Raw genomic sequence first — 17,302 nt, forward strand, 5'->3', positions numbered from 1 at the left:
CTTCGAACATTAAAGTTGGGAGGAAACCGGCTTATGGAACAAAAGGCCAAGGAGGCAGCCTCGCACGCTGCGATTCCTGTGAGCATCTCGGCGATGCTCGTCACGCTGGGCGTGGTGTATGGCGATATCGGCACCAGCCCTATGTATGTAACCAAGGCGCTCGTTGCCGGCAACGGCGGCATCGGAAGCGTTACGGAGGAGTTCGTGCTCGGCGCGCTCTCCCTTGTCGTGTGGACGGTCACGCTGCTGACCACCATCAAGTACGTGCTGATCTCGCTGCGTGCCGATAACCACGGCGAGGGCGGCATCTTTGCCCTGTACAGCCTGGTCAAGCGCTGCGGCAAATGGCTCATCATCCCTGCCATGCTGGGTGGCGCCGCGCTGCTCGCCGACGGCATCCTGACGCCGGCCGTTACCGTTACCACGGCCATCGAGGGCCTGCGCACCATCCCGGCGGTCCATGCCGTGCTGGGCGATGACCAGGGCCGCGTCGTCGCCATTACGCTCGCCATCATCATCGTGCTCTTCTTGGTACAGCGCATCGGTACGGCCAAAATCGGTCACGCCTTTGGCCCCATCATGACGCTGTGGTTCCTGTTCCTGGGCGGCACGGGTCTGTTCTTTGTCTTCCAGCACCCCGCCGTGCTGCTGTGCCTCAACCCGGTGCGCGGCATCGCCTTTTTGCTGAGCCCCAACAACCACGCGGGCATCATGATCCTGGGCAGCTGCTTCCTCGCCACCACCGGTGCCGAGGCGCTCTACTCCGACATGGGCCACGTCGGCCGCGGCAACATCTACGCTACCTGGCCGTTCGTTAAGTGCTGTCTGCTGCTGTCCTATATGGGCCAGGGCGCTTGGCTTATGAACAACGCTGCCAACCCCGAGCTCATGGGCATTGCCGATCTCAACCCGTTCTACCAGATGCTCGCCCCGGGCCTGCGCCCGTTTGCCGTAGGCCTTTCCACCGTCGCGGCCATCATTGCCTCGCAGGCGCTCATCACCGGCGCGTTCTCGCTGGTGTCCGAGGCCAGTCGCCTGGACCTCATGCCGCACATGCAGGTCTTCTACCCTGCCGAGACCAAGGGCCAGCTCTACATCCCCATGGTCAACAACGTCATGCTTGTCGGCTGCGTCATCGTGGTGCTGCTGTTCCAGAACTCGGCGCATATGGAAGCCGCCTACGGCCTTGCCATTACGCTGACCATGATGTGCACGACAATGCTGCTCTTCTTCTATCTGCACGTGGAGCGCAATCTCAAGGTCGCGCCGTGGATCTTTGCCGCCTTCTTCCTTATGCTCGAGGGCTTCTTCTTTGTGAGCTCGCTCACCAAGTTCTTCCACGGCGGCTACTTCACCATCCTCATGGCTGCACTCATCATGGGCATTATGGTGTGCTGGTACAACGGTACGGCTGTTGAGCAGCGCCAGTTTACGCTGCTGCCGCTGCGCAGCTACCTGCCGCAGCTCAAGCGCCTGCGCGATGACGATCGCTACGAGCGCCTGAGCGACAACATCGTGTACCTGACCAAGGACACCCATACCGATTACATCGACCGTGATATCGTCTACTCGATTTTGGACAAGCATCCCAAGCGCGCTCGCGCCTGGTGGTTTGTGAATGTCGAGACCATGGACGAGCCGCATACCTTTGCCTATTCGGTCGAGACGTTCGGCACCGACTACGTGTTCCGCGTGCATCTGTACCTGGGCTACAAGATCAACCAGCGCGTCAATGCCTACCTGCGTCAGGTTGTTCAGGACCTGGCTGCCACCGGCGAGCTGCCGGCGCAGACGCATGATTACTCGGTCTACAAGGATCCGGGCAACATCGGTACGTTCAAGTTCGTCCTGATCCGTAAGCTTCTGGCGCCTGAGAGCGATGTGGAGCCGAGCGAGCGTACGGCCATCACGCTCAAGTACATCATTCGTCGCGCCGCCGGCACGCCTGCACGCTGGTACGGCCTGGAGAACTCCAACGTGAGCTTTGAGTACGTGCCGCTGTTCACCAAGTTCAAGGCCGTGAACAAGATGCAGCGTCTGGCCCCCGACGAGCGCCCGTAGTCGACGTCTGCTGTTTGTCTAACGACCGCAGGCTGCAAAGGCTATACACTTGGAACCACCACAAGGAGGCAACCACCGCAAAGGTGCCTGTCCCCTTTGTGGTGGTTTTTGTTTTTGAGAGAGGGGCGGTGCGCTGATGGACGTCCATACGGACGGCGATATTGCCGAGAACTTTTGGTGGCGGCGCACGACGCTGACGCGTCGCAGCCCTCTGTATGACGCCTGCGTATCAGCGGGGCTGCTGGTCGCGGCGACGATTGTGGGCGCGCTGCTCGACCGTCCGGGTCTCGCGCCGAGCATCATGATCGTCTATGTGTTTGCCGTGCAGCTGTGCGCATTCTTTACCTGGAGCCGCCTGTATTGCCTGCTGAGCTCGGCTGCCGCCGTGGCGCTCTACAACTATTTGTTTGTCGACCCGCGCTACTCGCTGTCGCTCATCGACCGCGTCTATCCCGGCATGTTCTTCATCATGTTTGTGGTCTCGCTCGTGTCGAGCTCGATTGCGCTGGCCCTGCGCCGCGCCTTGGCGCAGGCTGCCGCCAGCGACCGTCGCACGCAGATGGTGCTCGAGACCAACCGCATGCTGCAGCGGTGCGGCGATCAGCAACAGATTGTGCATGCTATGGCAACGCAACTGGCGCGTCTTTCGGACTGTCCGGTCGTGTGGTATAGCGCCGATGCCGACGACGATGACCTGCTGCCGCGCACGATGTACACGGCCGTGGGCGATGCCGCGCCGGTGCACGAACTGGCGCCGCAGATGCCGCCGCGGCTCTCGGCGTCCGCCTATGTGGGAACGCCGCTCGATGCCACCTATGGCGGCTCGGCGTTTTATGGCATCTACCTGACGGTTCGCACAGGCGACGGCTTCGTGCGCTCGGGCGACCCTGCCTCGGTGGTGGGCGTGCTGGCTATCGTTGCCGCGCCCGACGTGCTGACGCACGAGGAGCGGACGCTTGCCGATGCCATCGTGAGCGAAGGCGAGCTGGCGCTCGACCGCGCCCGCGCCATGGAGGCCCGCGAGGAAGCGGCGGTGCTCGCCAAAAACGAACAGCTGCGCGCCAACCTGCTGCGCTCCATCTCGCACGATCTGCGCACACCGCTTACCAGTATTTCGGGTAATGCCGACGTGCTGCTCGACCAGGGCTCGACCGGCACCGCCGTGCTCGATGCCCAGACGCGCCGCGGCCTGCTTCTATCCATTCGCTCGGATGCGCTGTGGCTCAACGCCACCGTCGAGAACCTGCTCGCCATCACCAAGCTCGAGGGCGGCGGCATGCGTCTGTCGACTACGCTCGAGCTCATGGACGATATCGTCGAGGAGGCGCTGCGCCACGTGAACCCTGCCGTGCGCGAGCACGACCTTAAGGTGGTGGCGTGCGATGAGCCGGCGCTCGTCAACGTCGATGCACGCCTGATGGTGCAGCTGGTGGTCAATCTGGTGAACAACGCCATCACCTATACGCCCGCGGGCTCGCATATCATGATTTCGATTAGCGTCGACGATGGACGCGTGGCGTGCTCGGTGGCCGATGATGGTCCGGGCATCGCACCCGAGGACCGCGAGCGAATCTTTGAGTCGTTCTACACCGCCAACCACGGTCTTGCCGACAGCCATCGCAGCGTGGGCCTGGGTCTTTCGCTCTGCCGCTCCATTGCGTTGGCGCATGGCGGTAGCATAGAGGTTGCCGCGGCGGACCCGCACGGCTCGGTCTTTACGATTGAGCTTCCCGCCGCCGATGTTTCGTTTGATAAGGAGTAGCGCCGTGCCGAACTCTGCCGTGAAACCGCTCATCTTGGTCGTTGAGGACGATCCCGCCGTCCGCAACCTTATCGTCGCCGCGCTCGAGGCGCACGGCTTGCGCCATATGGCCGTGGAGACCGCACATGCCGCCATCGCCGCCGCCTCGTCGCAAGCGCCGAGCATTGTGCTGCTCGATCTGGGCCTGCCCGATATGGACGGCGTCAAGGTGGTGGAGTCGGTGCGCACGTGGTCGGGCATGCCGATCATCGTGGTCTCGGCGCGCAGCGAGGACGCGGACAAGATCCGCGCGCTCGATGCTGGTGCCGACGACTACCTGACCAAGCCGTTTTCGGTCGAGGAACTGCTCGCGCGCATTCGCACGACGCTCAGGCGCCTTTCGTATGCGCAAACGGGCGGCGTTGCCTCCGAGGGCTCGTTCGATACCGGTGAGCTGCATATCGATTTTGATGCTGGCATCGCCATGATGGATGGCGAGGAACTGCACCTGACGCCGATCGAGTACAAGCTCCTGTGTCTGCTGGCGCACAACGCCGACAAGGTGTTGACGCACCAGTTTATCCTGCACGAGATTTGGGGCACGGCGACCAAGAGCGACCTGGCGAGCCTGCGCGTCTTTATGGGCACGCTGCGCAAGAAAATCGAGTCCGACCCCGCGCATCCGCGCTATATCCAGACGCATGTGGGCATCGGCTACCGATTGGTCATCCAAGGCTAGATCGCCAACCACCATCCCAATATGAGTTGCGGTGAAATACGGTCTAAATTTGCCTAATTCCAGGCAAAACAGTCCGTATTCCACCGCAACTTTGTTATTTGCCCTTGGGCTTGCTGGCGTAGAACTTCTTCTTTTTGGGCTTGCCGGCGGAGTCAGGCTTGCCGTTGCCGCGCGGCCCCCGGTCGCCTGCCTGCGCGTGCGCGGGCGCCGTTGCGCGAGGCTTGCGGGCTTCGGGGTTGCGCAGCTCCTCGACGCGCTCGGCAATTTCCTCGGCGCTAAAGCCGACTTCGGCCATGGCGTCCTCGATGGGCAGGCGGCGCACGATGTAGCAGTGGTGCACCTTCTGGTTGCGCGCGAAGTCCTCGGGGATGGTCTGCGCCGTAATGTCCTCCAGCACCACGCCCGCGCGGGCGAGCTTGCGCGTTTCGGGGCGGAAGCCGCGCAGGTTGCAGCTAAAGATGGCATGGCCGCCCTGCGCGAGCAGGCGCGATACGCCAGCCAAAAGCTCAACATGGTCGCGCTGGACATCCCAGGTGCGGCGGCCCATCTTGGACGAGTTCGAGAACGTGGGCGGGTCGACAAAGATCAGGTCCCAGCGGTTGCGCGTCTGGCGCTGGTCGCGAATCCAGGCGAGCACGTCGTCGCGCACAAAATGATGCTGAGGCCCCACAAAGCCGTTCTGGCGCATGTTGCGCTCGGCCCAGTCCAGATAGGTATTGGAGAGGTCGACCGTCACGGTCTCCTCGACGCCGCCATCGGCCGCGTAGCAGGTGGCAGTGCCGGTGTAGGCAAACAGATTGAGGAAGCGGCGCGCCTGCTTGGCGTGCTCGCGCACCAGGTTGCGGGTGACGCGGTGGTCCAAGAAGATGCCGACGTCCAGGTAGTCGTCAAAGTTGACGGCAAAGGTGAGGCCGCCCTCTTCGATGAGCGGCAGGCGACGACGCGCGATATTGGCGCGCTCGCCCGAGCCGCCCTTGCCGGCGCCCTGCTTGCCGTACTGCGAGCCGCCGCGCGAACGCATGCGGGCCTTGGCGTGCACATGCTCGGCGGGAACATCTAGGATGCGCGGCGCGATGGCCAGAATGTCGAGCATACGGGCCTGGGCCAGTGCGGGGTCGATGGTCTTGGGCGCGGCGTATTCGGCGATGACGAGCCAGCGGCCCGGCGTCTGCGGGCAACCCTCGTACAGGTCGATAGCGGCGGAGTAGTCGGGCAGGTCGGCATCGTAGACGCGGTAGCAGCTCACGCCCTCGCGCCTGGCCCACTTGCGGCGCAGACGGGCATTCTTGCGCAGGCGGTTGGCGAACTGCTCGGACTCGGGGATGAGCACGGGCAGTGGCTTGCCGTCGCCCAGGTCGAGCATGGCGGCAGGCTCGGGCATGGCGGAAACGGCGGCTTCATCGTTGACTTCGTTGGCATCCGCAGCCTCGGCCTCGGCATCCGCACTGGTCGCAGCCTCAAACGCTGCGGCGGCGTGGTCGAGCGAAAGCCAGACTTCGACGGTCGCCTCTTCGTTGTTGGGCATGACGGCGATCGAGCGCTCGGGCTCGGTGTGGAGCGCGCGAGCCAGCAATCCGTCGCGGGTGAGCGCGGCGACCGGCGCCGCGGCAAGCTCGGGCGCGCGGCGCAACTCGCCGATGAGCGTCATGGTGTCATGCATGAGCGAAAGCGGTGTCTCGGTCGTATCCGCGACCACGGCGGCGCCGGCGACAGCGCCCGCGTGGTCCAGTACGGTGGCGGACTTGGCGGCGCAAAAATCGACAAAGCGCTTGTAGCCGGCACATTTAACCATGCGCTCAGCGGTCTTGCGGGCGGCGGGGTCAACATCCACGGCCACGATGCGCGCCTGGCGCTCGCGCGCTGCCGCCTCGCGCTCGCGCGCCTCGGCAAGCAGCTGCTCCCACAGGGCGGCATCGTGCAGCTGCCAGCCCTCAAAGCCCCAGCGCTCGCGTGTGGCGCCCGGGGCGCGGTCGGTCAGAATGTTCACGGCCTCCAGCAGCAGACCGCCGCCGGCGCACGAGGCATCGATCAGCGTGGGAAGGGCTTCGTTCTCGTAATCGTCGGCCGTCAGCTCGCGCTCGCATAGTGCGGTCCAGCCGACCTGCGCCAGCACCAGGGCGGCGTAGTCGGGGCGCAACACGTGTGCGCCCTCGCCGGCACGAGTCGCAGCGGGCGGCAGGCGTTTGAACAGCGGGTCGCCCGAAAGGTCCAGGCTGATGCTCGCGCGGCGCTGACGCAGCGAAAGCAGTAGGTGAACATCGGGGTCGGCGGCATCGACGTCGGCGCGACGGCCCGTGGTCTCGGCAAGACGGTCGCACAGCGCGTCCTTGGCGCGCAGGGCCGAGAAGCGCGTGTTGCGCAGCTGCTCGGTCACGCCGCGGGCGGTGATGGCGATGGTAGCGCCCGGGTGAACGATGCTTTCCCAGGCGATGTCGTAAACGCCGTCGTACAACTCATCGGCATCCTGCGCCTCAAAGCGCCCAAGCACTACAAACACGCGGCTGGCCAGGCGCGACCACAGACAGGCGCGGTAACCTTCTTCGAGCTCGCCCTCAAATGTAGCGCGGCCCTTCAGGCGGCGGACATGCGAAAGCCCGAGGCGTTTAAGCTCATCGGCGAGTGCGGACTCAAAGCCCTCGGGGCAGCTTGCGTAAAATTCCATGGGTGACCTCTCTGGTTGCGTCGCTCCATTATATGATGGATGCTTCGTTTGCCCTTATCCTCGAAAGGAACCCATATGATTGATGCGTGTCCCGAACCCGCTGTGCTCTTTTTTGACGTGGACGGCACGCTGACGTCGTTCGATCCCGACGATATGACCGATAAGGACTTCAATGCAATCCATCCGTCGAAGGCCGTTGTCGATGCATTTGGTCGCCTGCGCAATGCGGGTCACCAGGCATTTATCTGCACGGGTCGCCCCTTGTGGCTGATTGCCGATGGCCTGCGCGCGCTGAATCCGGCGGGTATCGTTGCCATGGCGGGGGCCACGCTCGAGGTCGAGGGCCGCGTGGCACACGAGGACTGCATTGACGAGGACATTGTTGAGGAGCTCGCGCGTCGCATTACTGTGGCGGGCGGCGAGGCGTTGTTCGAGACGAACGGTGCCACCTATTCACTTGAGCCAGTTGGTGTCGAACAGTCATTTCTGCTAGGCGCCGGCGTGGTGCATGGCACCGACCAGATGCGCGTCGATGGCCGCTTGCGCGTAGGCAAGGTGTGCATTAACGCGTACGACCTGGCTCGCGTAGCCAACGATGACGGCTTTATCGAGCGCGAGTTTGAGCTGTGCAACACCGGTGGTCAGAATCGCGAGCTGAGCCCCAAGGGCATCGACAAGGGCGTGGGCGTGGCGCGAGCGCTGGAATACCTGGGTCGCACCGGCAACGCGCGCACCTTTGGCTTTGGCGATTCCGGCAACGATCTGGGTATGCTCGCCGCCGTCGAGACGGCTGTAGCCATGGGCAACGCCATGCCCGAGGTCAAGGCGCTCGCCGACTACGTGACCGACGATGTGACACACGACGGCACCGTCACCGCGATGCGCCACTTTGGGTTGATTTAATAAATGGCCGGGTCACCCGCAGTGGGGGCGACCCGGCCATTTGAGCTATTTTGCAATATAGAGCTTGGGATGACTGCGACTGCTCTCGATCGCCGCCGTCATGATGCCCTCGTCGTCTCCATCAACGATGATGCCGTCGAGGTCATCGATTTGCGCGGACTGATAAAAACTGGTCTTGTTGAACTTTCCCTGGTCAACCATCATGTAGCCCTGGTTTGAGTTGGTCAGGTACATATGCTTGATCATGGCCGAGAAGTCGTGCTCGACGGTAAAACCGTGGTCGGGGTGGAATCCATCGGCACTGACAAACGCCTTGTCGGCATGTAGTTTGCTCATGCAGTCGAGCGTTAGTGCGCCCGCGAGATAGAGGTGGCCCTTGCGCACGGAGCCGCCCAGCAGCACTACCGAAGCGTTGGGGAGATTGAAGCTGGCGTAGTTCGCGATTGCAAGATCGCCGGTGATAATGGTGATCTCGCGCTTGTCCATGAGGGCCTTAGCGAAGTAAAAGCCTGTGGTGCCGATATCAATTACCAGAACATCGCCATCATCAACAAGAGTTGCTGCGGTTGCGGCGATGGTCTCCTTGGCCTCGACTTGGACATTGATGCGCTCCTCGGGATACGAGATTGCGTTGGAGCGAGAAAGCGATACCGCTCCACCGCGTACGCGACGCAGCTTGCCTTCGGATTCCAGCGAGATGAGGTCGTGCCGTGCGGTGACTTCCGAAACCGAAAAACGGCGAACGATGTCGGATACCGAGATATTTGGCTTTTCGGCCAGCCAATTCATGATAAATCGCTGACGCTCGGCCGGTGAAAGGTCTGAAGTAGATGCCATATGCCGCTCCTTTTGAACAAAAGGTAAAAGATGCGCCTTTCGTAATCGAAATATAACGTATCGATATGAAAAGAACAAGGCAAATTCGAATGAATCAAAAGAACGGAATGGCATGTCACAAATGCATGCGTAGCAGATAGTTCGCACGTAAACGGGCTATAAAGAGTCTCATTCTGAAGGTGCCGCCCAAAAGAAGTACGTTCACGCCCGATATTCGACCGTTCACGGAAAGTTGACAATTGAGCTTTCGATAGCTTTTGAAATAGTTTATAAAAGAAAACCGAAAAGCTTTTGAAACAAAGAAGAAGGCTTTCGATAGCAATAGTGTTAGATGAGAAAGGACCGAACATGGCGATCAAGGTGTTTGCCGACGGCGCTAACCTCGAGGGCATGCTTGACATGCATGACAATGGCAACGTTCAGGGCTTCACGACCAATCCTTCCCTTATGAAGGCCGGCGGCGTGACCGACTACCGCGCTTTTGCCAAGACGGTTCTTGAGCACATTACTGATGTGTCGGTCTCTTTTGAGGTATTCGCCGACGACGAGGCGGGTATGGAAGCCGAGGCTCGCGAGATCGCAACCTGGGCAGACAACGTCTACGTTAAGATCCCGGCGCTCAACACCAAGGGTGAGTCCACTGCCGCGCTGGTCAAGCGCCTTTCTGCCGACGGCATCAAGGTGAATGTCACCACTATCTTCACGCCCGAGCAGGTCGACGAGTTTGTCGATGCCGTCTCTGCTGAGACCCCCTCTATTCTGTCCATCTTCGCCGGTCGCATTGCCGATACCGGCGTCGATCCGCTGCCCCTCATGGCGGAGTCCGTAAAGAAGGCTGCCGTTAAGCCTGCTGCCGAGGTTCTCTGGGCGTCTACGCGCGAGGTCCTCAATATCTTCCAGGCGGAGTCCGTTGGATGCCAGATCATTACGGTCCCCAATGCCCTTCTTGCCAAGCGCAAGAATTTCGGGAAAGATTTGCTTGAGTACTCGCTTGATACGGTCAAGGGTTTTGCCCGCGACATTCAGGCGCTTGGTTTTCATATCCTGCCCGAGGAGTAGGGGACGAGCATGCTGACCGATCTTCTTAAGCCCGAGCTTGTTGCCTGCCACGTCGAGGCCTCCGACTGGGAGGAAGCGATCAGGGCATGCGGTAAGTTGCTCGTAGACGCTGGCAAATGCGATCAGAGCTATGTTGACGCCATGATTTCATCGGTTCACAAATTCGGCCCCTATATGGTCTTGGAAGAGGGCATCGCCATGCCCCACGCTCAGGCAGATGGCAATGTGAGCGAAGCGGGAATCTGTATCGTCACGCTTGACCCAGCCGTTGCGTTTGGACACGAGGATTTCGATCCGGTTCACGTGCTCGTGGGTATTTGCGCACCCGACCCCAAGGCTCATCTTGGCTGCTTGGCGGAGCTTTCGCAGATGTTCGAGGACGAGGACTGCGTTGCCAAGCTCAGCGCATGCGATACGCCCGAGCAGGTTTTGGAGACCATGCGTTCATTCTTTTAGGCCTTAATGGCACGGCGATGCGTCGCCGCTTTTGGATAGACGGAAAACCGTCACGTGTAGGAGAGGAAGGTTGCCATGCATATCATCACCGTATGCGGAAACGGCATCGGGTCCAGCCTGATGCTCGCTGGCAAAGTCGAGGAGCTTTGCGAGGAGGAGGGCATCAAGGCCGACGTTGAGTCTATGGACCTGAACGGTGCTTCTTCCGCAAATCCGGATCTGTTCATCACCGTTAAGGAACTCGCCCCCGAGCTCCACGGCAACGTTGTGATTGTTCGCAGCTATGTGAACAAGAAGAAGATCCGCGAAGACGCCCTCGAGGCAATCAAGGCGGCCGCCGCTAACGCCTAAAGCGGCACAAAAAAGGGCGGTTCCCTGTGGAAGAGGGAAACGCGCCCACGTTAGAGAGAAAGGAAGCGCAGATGCAAGCCATCCTTCCCATACTTGAGTTTATCCAATCGATTCTGACCAAGCCAGCGTGGATTATGGGTCTATTTGCCTTTGTGGGCCTTGTCGCGCTTAAGCGTCCTGCCCACAAGGTGATGACGGGCACCCTGAAGCCCATTCTTGGTTACATCATGCTGTCCGCCGGCGCCGCTGTTGTTCAGGAGAACCTTGCTCCGCTGGGTACCTTCATCGAGACCGGTTTCCACATCACCGGCGTCGTGCCCAACAACGAGGTCGTCGTTTCGATGGCTCAGAGCGTGCTCGGCGTTCAGACCATGATGATCCTGATTCTCGGCTATGTCGTGAACATTATCATTGCCCGCTTTACCAAGTTTAAGTACATCTTCCTGACGGGCCATCACAGCATGTTTATGGCCTGCCTGCTGTCTGCCGTTCTGCAGGCATCTGGCTTCCAGGATGTCCAGCTTGTCATCGTGGGCGGCATGTTCCTGGGCCTCGTGAGCGCTATGCTTCCTGCCGTTGGTCAGCGTTTCACCGAGAAGGTTACCGATGGCGATGAAATCGCCATGGGCCACTTCGGTTCACTCGCCTATTACATCTCCGCTGCAGTCGGTACGCTTTTTGCTAAGGACGCCGAGGAGAACAGCACCGAGAAGATCGAGGTTCCCGAGAAGTTCGCCTTCCTGCGCGACACTACCATCTCCACGGCTCTTACCATGGCCTTCTTCTACCTGGTTACCGCTTTCGCCGCTTACATCGCAGATCCTGCGGTCGTTACCAAGACCGCTGGCGGCGACAACGTGATTGTCTATGCCCTGACCTGCGCTCTGTCTTTCGCCGTTGGTGTCACCATCGTCTATAACGGCGTTCGTATGATCCTTGCCGACCTGGTCCCGGCTTTCCAGGGCATCTCCAACAAGCTGATCCCCGGTGCCATCCCCGCCGTCGACTGCGCCGTCTTCTTCCCCTATGCTCCCACCGCCGTCATCCTCGGCTTTGTCGCTTCCTTTATCGGTGGCGTGGTCGGTATGTTCATCGTGGGCGCTACCCTGGGCATCTTCATCATCCCGGGCATGGTTCCCCACTTCTTCTGCGGTGCTACCGCGGGCATCTACGGCAATGCTACCGGCGGTCGCAAGGGCGCAGCTCTTGGCGCTTTCGTCAACGGCCTGCTCATCACCTTTGCCCCGGCCCTGCTCCTGCCCGTTCTTGACGTCTTTGGCTTCAAGAACACTACGTTCGGCGACTTCGATTTCTCCGTCATTGGTATTACGCTTGGCCGCGCTGCCGAGGCCTTCGGTACCACCGGTGTCTACGCGATTCTCGCTGTCCTTCTGGTCGTTGCCTTCGTCCCCAACTTCATCCACACCAAGGGTGCTGTGATCAATCACGTTGAGGAAGAGTAATCCAGGCATACGTTAAGCCCTAATCGGGCGGAGCTCCGATAACCGGCTCCTACACGGAAGCGGTGACGTCTCAATCGAGGCGTCACCGCTTTTTGCTTTGGAGCGATTGTGAATATGAGCCGGCGAGGCGCTGCTTCTGTTCCGTGAACGGAATCAAACGCAATGATCGGCAAAAACGTTTTGCCGCTGGGGCGTCGATATAAAAATGGTAAATCTGCAAAACCGATCGCCGAGAAGATAAAAAACCGCAGTTCACGCCTTGATAAACGTAGATAAAGTGTTTAGCAGTTTATCGGCCGTATGCTAACGAAAGGAATCAGGCAGATGGCAATCAAGGTGTTCGCTGACGGTGCAAACCTCGAGGGCATGCTCGACATGTACGAGAGCGGCAACGTTCAGGGTTTCACGACCAACCCGTCCCTTATGAAGAAGGGCGGCGTGACGGATTACCGCGCGTTTGCCAAGGAGGTCCTGGCCCACATCACCGATGTGTCCGTGTCGTTTGAGGTCTTTGCCGACGACGTCGAGACCATGGAGGTCGAGGCCCGCGAGATTGCTGCCTGGGCCGAGAACGTCTACGTCAAGATTCCGTGCGTGACCACCAAGGGCGAGTCCACCGCCGAGCTGGTGCACAAGCTTTCGGCCGACGGCATCAAGGTCAACGTCACCACCATCTTTACGCCTACGCAGGTCGACGAGATGGTCGAGGCCGTTGACGCCGAGACGCCGTCCATCATCTCGCTCTTTGCCGGTCGCATCGCCGACACCGGCGTCGATCCCATTCCGTTTGTGACGGAGTCGGTCAAGACGGCCGCCGCCAAGCCCAACTGCGAGGTCCTGTGGGCATCCACGCGCGAGCTCATCAACATTTACCAGGCGCAGGCCTGCGGTTGCCAGATCATCACGGTGCCCAACAGCATCCTGGCCAAGCGCAAGAACATCGGTCGCGATCCGTACGAGGTCTCGCTCGACACCGTGCGCGGCTTTGCCAAGGATATCGCCGCTTTGGGCTTCCATATCTTGCCGTAACGCGAACACTGGCTGCGCCGCGGGTTGTTCGCCCCGGCCTTTCCTTTCCCTATCGCTCACGCGCTTCGCGAGGGTCGCGCTAGGTAAAGGAAAGGCCGGGGCTGCCGACACGAGCTTGCCGGCAAGTTAGCACTCGGCTTCCATATCCTGCCGCGGGCAAAGGTACCCCCGCCTGCGACGTGCAAAATTGAGAGTATTCAGCAAGGTAAAGGTTTTTACCAGCTGGCTGAAGCACGGAACAGCCCCCGTTTTGGCTCTGACGACGCTAAAACGGGGGCTGTTTGTGACTTTATTGCCTCTGAGGGGCGTTCGGAGCGGCGGAAATTGCAGAATACTCGCGATTTTGCACGCTGCTACAGGGGGTACCCTTGCTTTGGCGGTTTATTTCCCCTGCACCATGGTGAGCGAGATCTTCTTGCGGTCGCGATCGACCTTTTCGACCCACACCTTTACCGTGTCGCCGACGCGCACCACGTCGCTCGGGTGCTTGACGAAGCGGTTGGCCAGCTTGGAGATGTGCACGAGGCCATCCTGGTGCACGCCCACGTCGACAAAGGCGCCAAAGTCGACGACGTTGCGCACCGTGCCCTTGAGTTCCATGCCGGGTTCCAAGTCGTCAATGGAAAGCGCCGAGCGGCTAAAGACCACCTCGGGCGCGTCGTCGCGCGGGTCGCGGCCGGGCTTCTTGAGCTCGTTGACAATGTCGATGAGCGTCAGGGTGCCGCAGTCCAGATCGCTTGCCAGCGCCGAGATGCTGCCCAGGCGGCGCTCGATGTCGGGCACGCCGCCGCGGCTGAGCTCGCTTGCCGCTACGCCGGCGCGCTCCAGGACGGCCGTGGCCACCTCGTAGCTCTCGGGGTGGACGCTTGTCGCGTCGAGCGGGTTCTTGCCGCCGCTGATGCGCAGGAAGCCCGCGGCGTTGAGGTATGCCTTGGGTCCCAGCTTGGGGACCTTCTTGAGCTGGCGGCGATCGGTAAAGGCGCCGTTTTCCTCGCGGTAGGCCACGATGTTCTTGGCCACGCTCGGCGTGATGCCCGATACGTATCCCAGCAGGCTCGCGCTCGCGGTGTTGACGTCGACGCCCACGCGGTTGACGACGTCCTCCACCACGTGGGCCAGGGTGCGCGAAAGCTCGGCCTGGTCAAGGTCGTGCTGGTACTGGCCAACGCCGATGGACTGGGGCGGAATCTTGACGAGCTCTGCCAGCGGGTCCTGCAGGCGGCGGCCCAGGCTCATGGCGCCGCGCACGGTGACGTCCAGGTCGGGATATTCCTGGCTGGCGAGCTCGGACGCGGAGTACACCGACGCGCCGGCCTCGTTAACGATGGTGTAGCGAAGGCTGGGCGCCTGCTCGGCAATGAACTCCGAGACGACTTCTTCGGTCTCGCGGCTGGCGGTGCCGTTGCCGATGACGATGGTGTTGACGCCGTCCTTCTTGACGAGGCGGGCGAGCTCACGCTTGGTGCCGGCGACGTCGTGGCGCGGCTTGGTGGGGTAGACCACGCCGTGGTCGAGCAGCTTGCCGGTCTCGTCCATGACGGCGACCTTGCAGCCAGTGCGGTAGCCCGGATCGAGCGCGAGCACGCGGGCGCCGCGCACGGGGCGCGCCGAGAGCAAGCCCTCGAGATTCTTGGCAAAGACATTGATGGCCTCGGTCTGCGCGCGAACGGTGAGTTTGGCGCGGGCCTCGCGCTCCAGCGAGGGGGCCATGAGGCGCTTGTAACCGTCAGCGATGGCGGCATCGAAGATGGGAGCAAACACGCCCTGACGACGGGGCCAGCGGCTGCCGAGGCGCGCCGTGGCAGCGGCGCCGTCGACGTTTACACGCACGCGGAGCTTGCCCTCGCGCTCGCCGCGGTCGATGGCCAGCACGCGGTGGTTGGGAATACGGCGCAGCGGCTCGTCAAAGTCGTAGTAGGGCTCGTAGGGAGTCTTCTCGGCGGGGTCGGTTGCCTCGACGACGATGTCGGCGGTGTTTTGCGTAAAGGCGCGCAGGTCGGCGACGTTCTCGGGGTCCTCGGCTACCGTCTCGGCCACGATGTCGGCGGCGCCAGCGAGCGCCTTCTCGGGCGTGTCGAAGCCGGCCTCCTCGTTGACGTATGCCGCGGCGGCGTCGAGCGCGCTGCCCTTGGCCGAGGCCTGCATGATGATCATGTTGGCGAGTGGCTCCAGGCCTGCCTCGCGGGCCTTCTGCGCGCGGGTCATGCGCTTTTTGCGGTAGGGCTTGTAGAGGTCTTCGACGCGCTGGAGCTGTGTGGCCTCGCGAATCTGCTGCTCGAGCTCGGGCGTGAGTTTGCCCTGGGCGTCGATGAGCAGGATGACGTCCTCTTTACGCTGTTCAAGATTGCGCAGGTAGGACAGGCGCTCGTCGAGCGCGCGCAGGGCAACGTCGTCCATGCCGCCCGTGGCTTCCTTGCGGTAGCGCGAGATAAAGGGGATGGTGTTGCCCTCGTCGATGAGCTTGACGGCCGACTCGACATTGGCGGCCTTAAGGTTGAGCTCGCGGGCGAGCTGGGCGATAAGATCCATGGAACTCCTTGCGTTTAAGGTACGTTTGCAGCACAGGGCTACCAAGGATACCACCCGCCACTTCGCTCAAAAAAGACTGTTTTGGCGTGGAACCACGAAAGCGGCCTATCTACTACGTTTGAACCGTGTGGGTCGACCATCCCCCGGTTTTCCGAAAATTGGCAAGCCGTTTACCTGCGGTTTTTATTTCGCGAAATTCGGTATGGTTGAGGGTGGTCGGTTAAACGTAGTAGATAGACCCATTTCGTGGCGAACGAACCAGGCTGAGGCGCAAAATAGCCCTCGCTCCAGAAAAATCATTGGCAACGTAGCAAAATGCCCCGCGGGCAGGAGGCTGCTCGCAGGGCAAAGAAGAGGGGCTTATTTGTGGCGGACCGAGGGGCTCGGCATGGGGTTTCTGTCGCGGCCGCTCTTAAGGCGTTACAGCTCGACGAGCTGGCCGGTCTCGGCGGCCTCCTTGACGGCGTTGAGAAGCGTGAGCGTCTTGACGTTGTCGGCCGGCGTCACGACGGGCTCGACCTCGCGGCGGACGACCTTCACAAAGTGCTTGAGCTGCATCTTGTGCGGCAGCGCCGGGTCCACAGCCGGGATCTCCATCTGCAGCGGCTTGTGCCAGTTGGAGGCACCGTCGTAGGAGAACTGGTGCAGGCGGGGCAGCGAAAGGGCGCCCTTGGTACCGCCAATAAAGTAGGCATCGGCGTCGAAGGGGCGGTACTGCGGGTCCTCGCGAGCAGTCGCCTCCCAGTTCCAGGGGCTGGCGGTGGCATCGGAGATGGTCATGCTTGCGAGCGCGCCATCGGCAAAACGGACGTTGACCACGGCGGAGTCCTCGGTCTCAAAACCGCGGGCGGCGCTGGACTGCATACCCTGGACGGCAACGGGCTCGCCCAGCAGGTAGCGGAGCAGGTCGACGTCGTGCACCAGGTTGACCAGGATCGGGCCGGCACCCTTTTTGCGGCGCCACTCGACATCGAAGTACTCGTCGTTCTTATAGATCATGTAGTGGAAGCTCGACACGGTGAGCTTGCCCAGCTCGCCGGACTCGATGATCTCCTTGGCCTTGTTGACGAAGGGGTTGTGGCGACGGTGCTGACCCACGAGCACGGGCACGCCGGCGGTTTCGGCCTCGGCGGCGAAGGCCTGGGCATCCTCGAGATCGTTGGAGATCGGCTTTTCGACCAGCGGCACGATGTTGCGCTTCACAGCCTCGCGGGCTACGCCCAGGTGCAGGTCGTTGGGCGTGGCGATAATGACGGCCTCGGGCTTGACCTCGTCCATCATCTGGGCGGGATCGGTGTAAAACGGCACGCGGGCGGCCTCGGCCGTGGCACGGGCGCCTTCAAAGGCGTCGGCGATGGCGACGAGCTCGGCCTCGGGCTCCTCGGTGACAAAGCGGATGTGGTTGCGGCCCATGGCGCCGGCGCCGATAACGGCAATGCGGACGGGGTTGAGCTCAGACATTTCGACTCCTT

The 17,302-nt window shown here is 61.5% G+C and carries 13 protein-coding genes; 9 read left to right on the forward strand and 4 right to left on the reverse strand.

Annotated features, from left to right (window positions below):
- Positions 1-33: 33 nt before the first annotated feature.
- The 3 genes from DWV20_RS02090 (at position 34) to DWV20_RS02100 (ending at position 4,541) form a co-directional block, all read left to right on the forward strand.
- Positions 34-2,061 (forward strand): KUP/HAK/KT family potassium transporter, encoded by a 2,028-nt coding sequence (locus DWV20_RS02090; RefSeq protein ID WP_118256271.1) that lies wholly within the window; start codon positions 34-36, stop codon positions 2,059-2,061.
- A gap of 136 nt (positions 2,062-2,197) precedes the next feature.
- Positions 2,198-3,823, forward strand: a complete 1,626-nt coding sequence (locus tag DWV20_RS02095; protein ID WP_118256272.1) for an ATP-binding protein — start codon at positions 2,198-2,200, stop codon at positions 3,821-3,823.
- A 4-nt stretch (positions 3,824-3,827) separates the two neighbouring features.
- The gene (locus DWV20_RS02100; protein WP_199407905.1) at positions 3,828-4,541 is read left to right on the forward strand and encodes a response regulator; all 714 of its coding nucleotides are present in this window, start codon (positions 3,828-3,830) and stop codon (positions 4,539-4,541) included.
- Positions 4,542-4,635: 94 nt separating this feature from the next.
- Here DWV20_RS02100 and rlmKL read toward each other — a convergent pair whose 3' ends face one another.
- Positions 4,636-7,203 carry a bifunctional 23S rRNA (guanine(2069)-N(7))-methyltransferase RlmK/23S rRNA (guanine(2445)-N(2))-methyltransferase RlmL gene (gene rlmKL / locus DWV20_RS02105; protein ID WP_118256273.1) on the reverse strand — a complete coding sequence of 856 codons (2,568 nt, stop codon included), beginning with the start codon at positions 7,201-7,203 and terminating at the stop codon, positions 4,636-4,638.
- 75 nt (positions 7,204-7,278) lie between these two features.
- Between rlmKL and DWV20_RS02110 the strand changes: the two genes are divergently transcribed.
- Entirely contained in the window at positions 7,279-8,106 is an 828-nt protein-coding gene (locus DWV20_RS02110) for an HAD hydrolase family protein (RefSeq protein ID WP_158566283.1), read from the forward strand.
- A gap of 45 nt (positions 8,107-8,151) precedes the next feature.
- Here DWV20_RS02110 and DWV20_RS02115 read toward each other — a convergent pair whose 3' ends face one another.
- A complete protein-coding gene (locus DWV20_RS02115; RefSeq protein WP_158566285.1) occupies positions 8,152-8,943 on the reverse strand; it encodes a DeoR/GlpR family DNA-binding transcription regulator in 792 nt (263 codons plus the stop codon).
- A gap of 348 nt (positions 8,944-9,291) precedes the next feature.
- Between DWV20_RS02115 and DWV20_RS02120 the strand changes: the two genes are divergently transcribed.
- From DWV20_RS02120 to DWV20_RS02140, 5 genes are all read left to right on the forward strand, one after another.
- Positions 9,292-10,002, forward strand: a complete 711-nt coding sequence (locus DWV20_RS02120) for a transaldolase (protein ID WP_117564350.1) — start codon at positions 9,292-9,294, stop codon at positions 10,000-10,002.
- Positions 10,003-10,011: 9 nt separating this feature from the next.
- Entirely contained in the window at positions 10,012-10,458 is a 447-nt protein-coding gene (locus DWV20_RS02125) for a PTS sugar transporter subunit IIA (RefSeq protein ID WP_117582968.1), read from the forward strand.
- Positions 10,459-10,533: 75 nt separating this feature from the next.
- Complete coding sequence (locus DWV20_RS02130) at positions 10,534-10,809, forward strand: PTS sugar transporter subunit IIB (protein ID WP_022094539.1); 276 nt, start codon at positions 10,534-10,536, stop codon at positions 10,807-10,809.
- 71 nt (positions 10,810-10,880) lie between these two features.
- Positions 10,881-12,272 carry a PTS ascorbate transporter subunit IIC gene (locus DWV20_RS02135; RefSeq protein ID WP_089573144.1) on the forward strand — a complete coding sequence of 464 codons (1,392 nt, stop codon included), beginning with the start codon at positions 10,881-10,883 and terminating at the stop codon, positions 12,270-12,272.
- A gap of 324 nt (positions 12,273-12,596) precedes the next feature.
- Complete coding sequence (locus tag DWV20_RS02140) at positions 12,597-13,301, forward strand: transaldolase (RefSeq protein WP_233539755.1); 705 nt, start codon at positions 12,597-12,599, stop codon at positions 13,299-13,301.
- A 381-nt stretch (positions 13,302-13,682) separates the two neighbouring features.
- Here DWV20_RS02140 and DWV20_RS02145 read toward each other — a convergent pair whose 3' ends face one another.
- Positions 13,683-15,830: a Tex family protein gene (locus DWV20_RS02145; protein WP_118256277.1), complete on the reverse strand. Its 2,148-nt coding sequence runs from the start codon at positions 15,828-15,830 to the stop codon at positions 13,683-13,685.
- Positions 15,831-16,250: 420 nt separating this feature from the next.
- Positions 16,251-17,291 carry a Gfo/Idh/MocA family protein gene (locus tag DWV20_RS02150; protein WP_118256278.1) on the reverse strand — a complete coding sequence of 347 codons (1,041 nt, stop codon included), beginning with the start codon at positions 17,289-17,291 and terminating at the stop codon, positions 16,251-16,253.
- Positions 17,292-17,302 lie beyond the last annotated feature (11 nt).

It is taken from the genome of Collinsella sp. AF02-46-1 (genome assembly GCF_003465825.1).
Classification (GTDB): domain Bacteria; phylum Actinomycetota; class Coriobacteriia; order Coriobacteriales; family Coriobacteriaceae; genus Collinsella.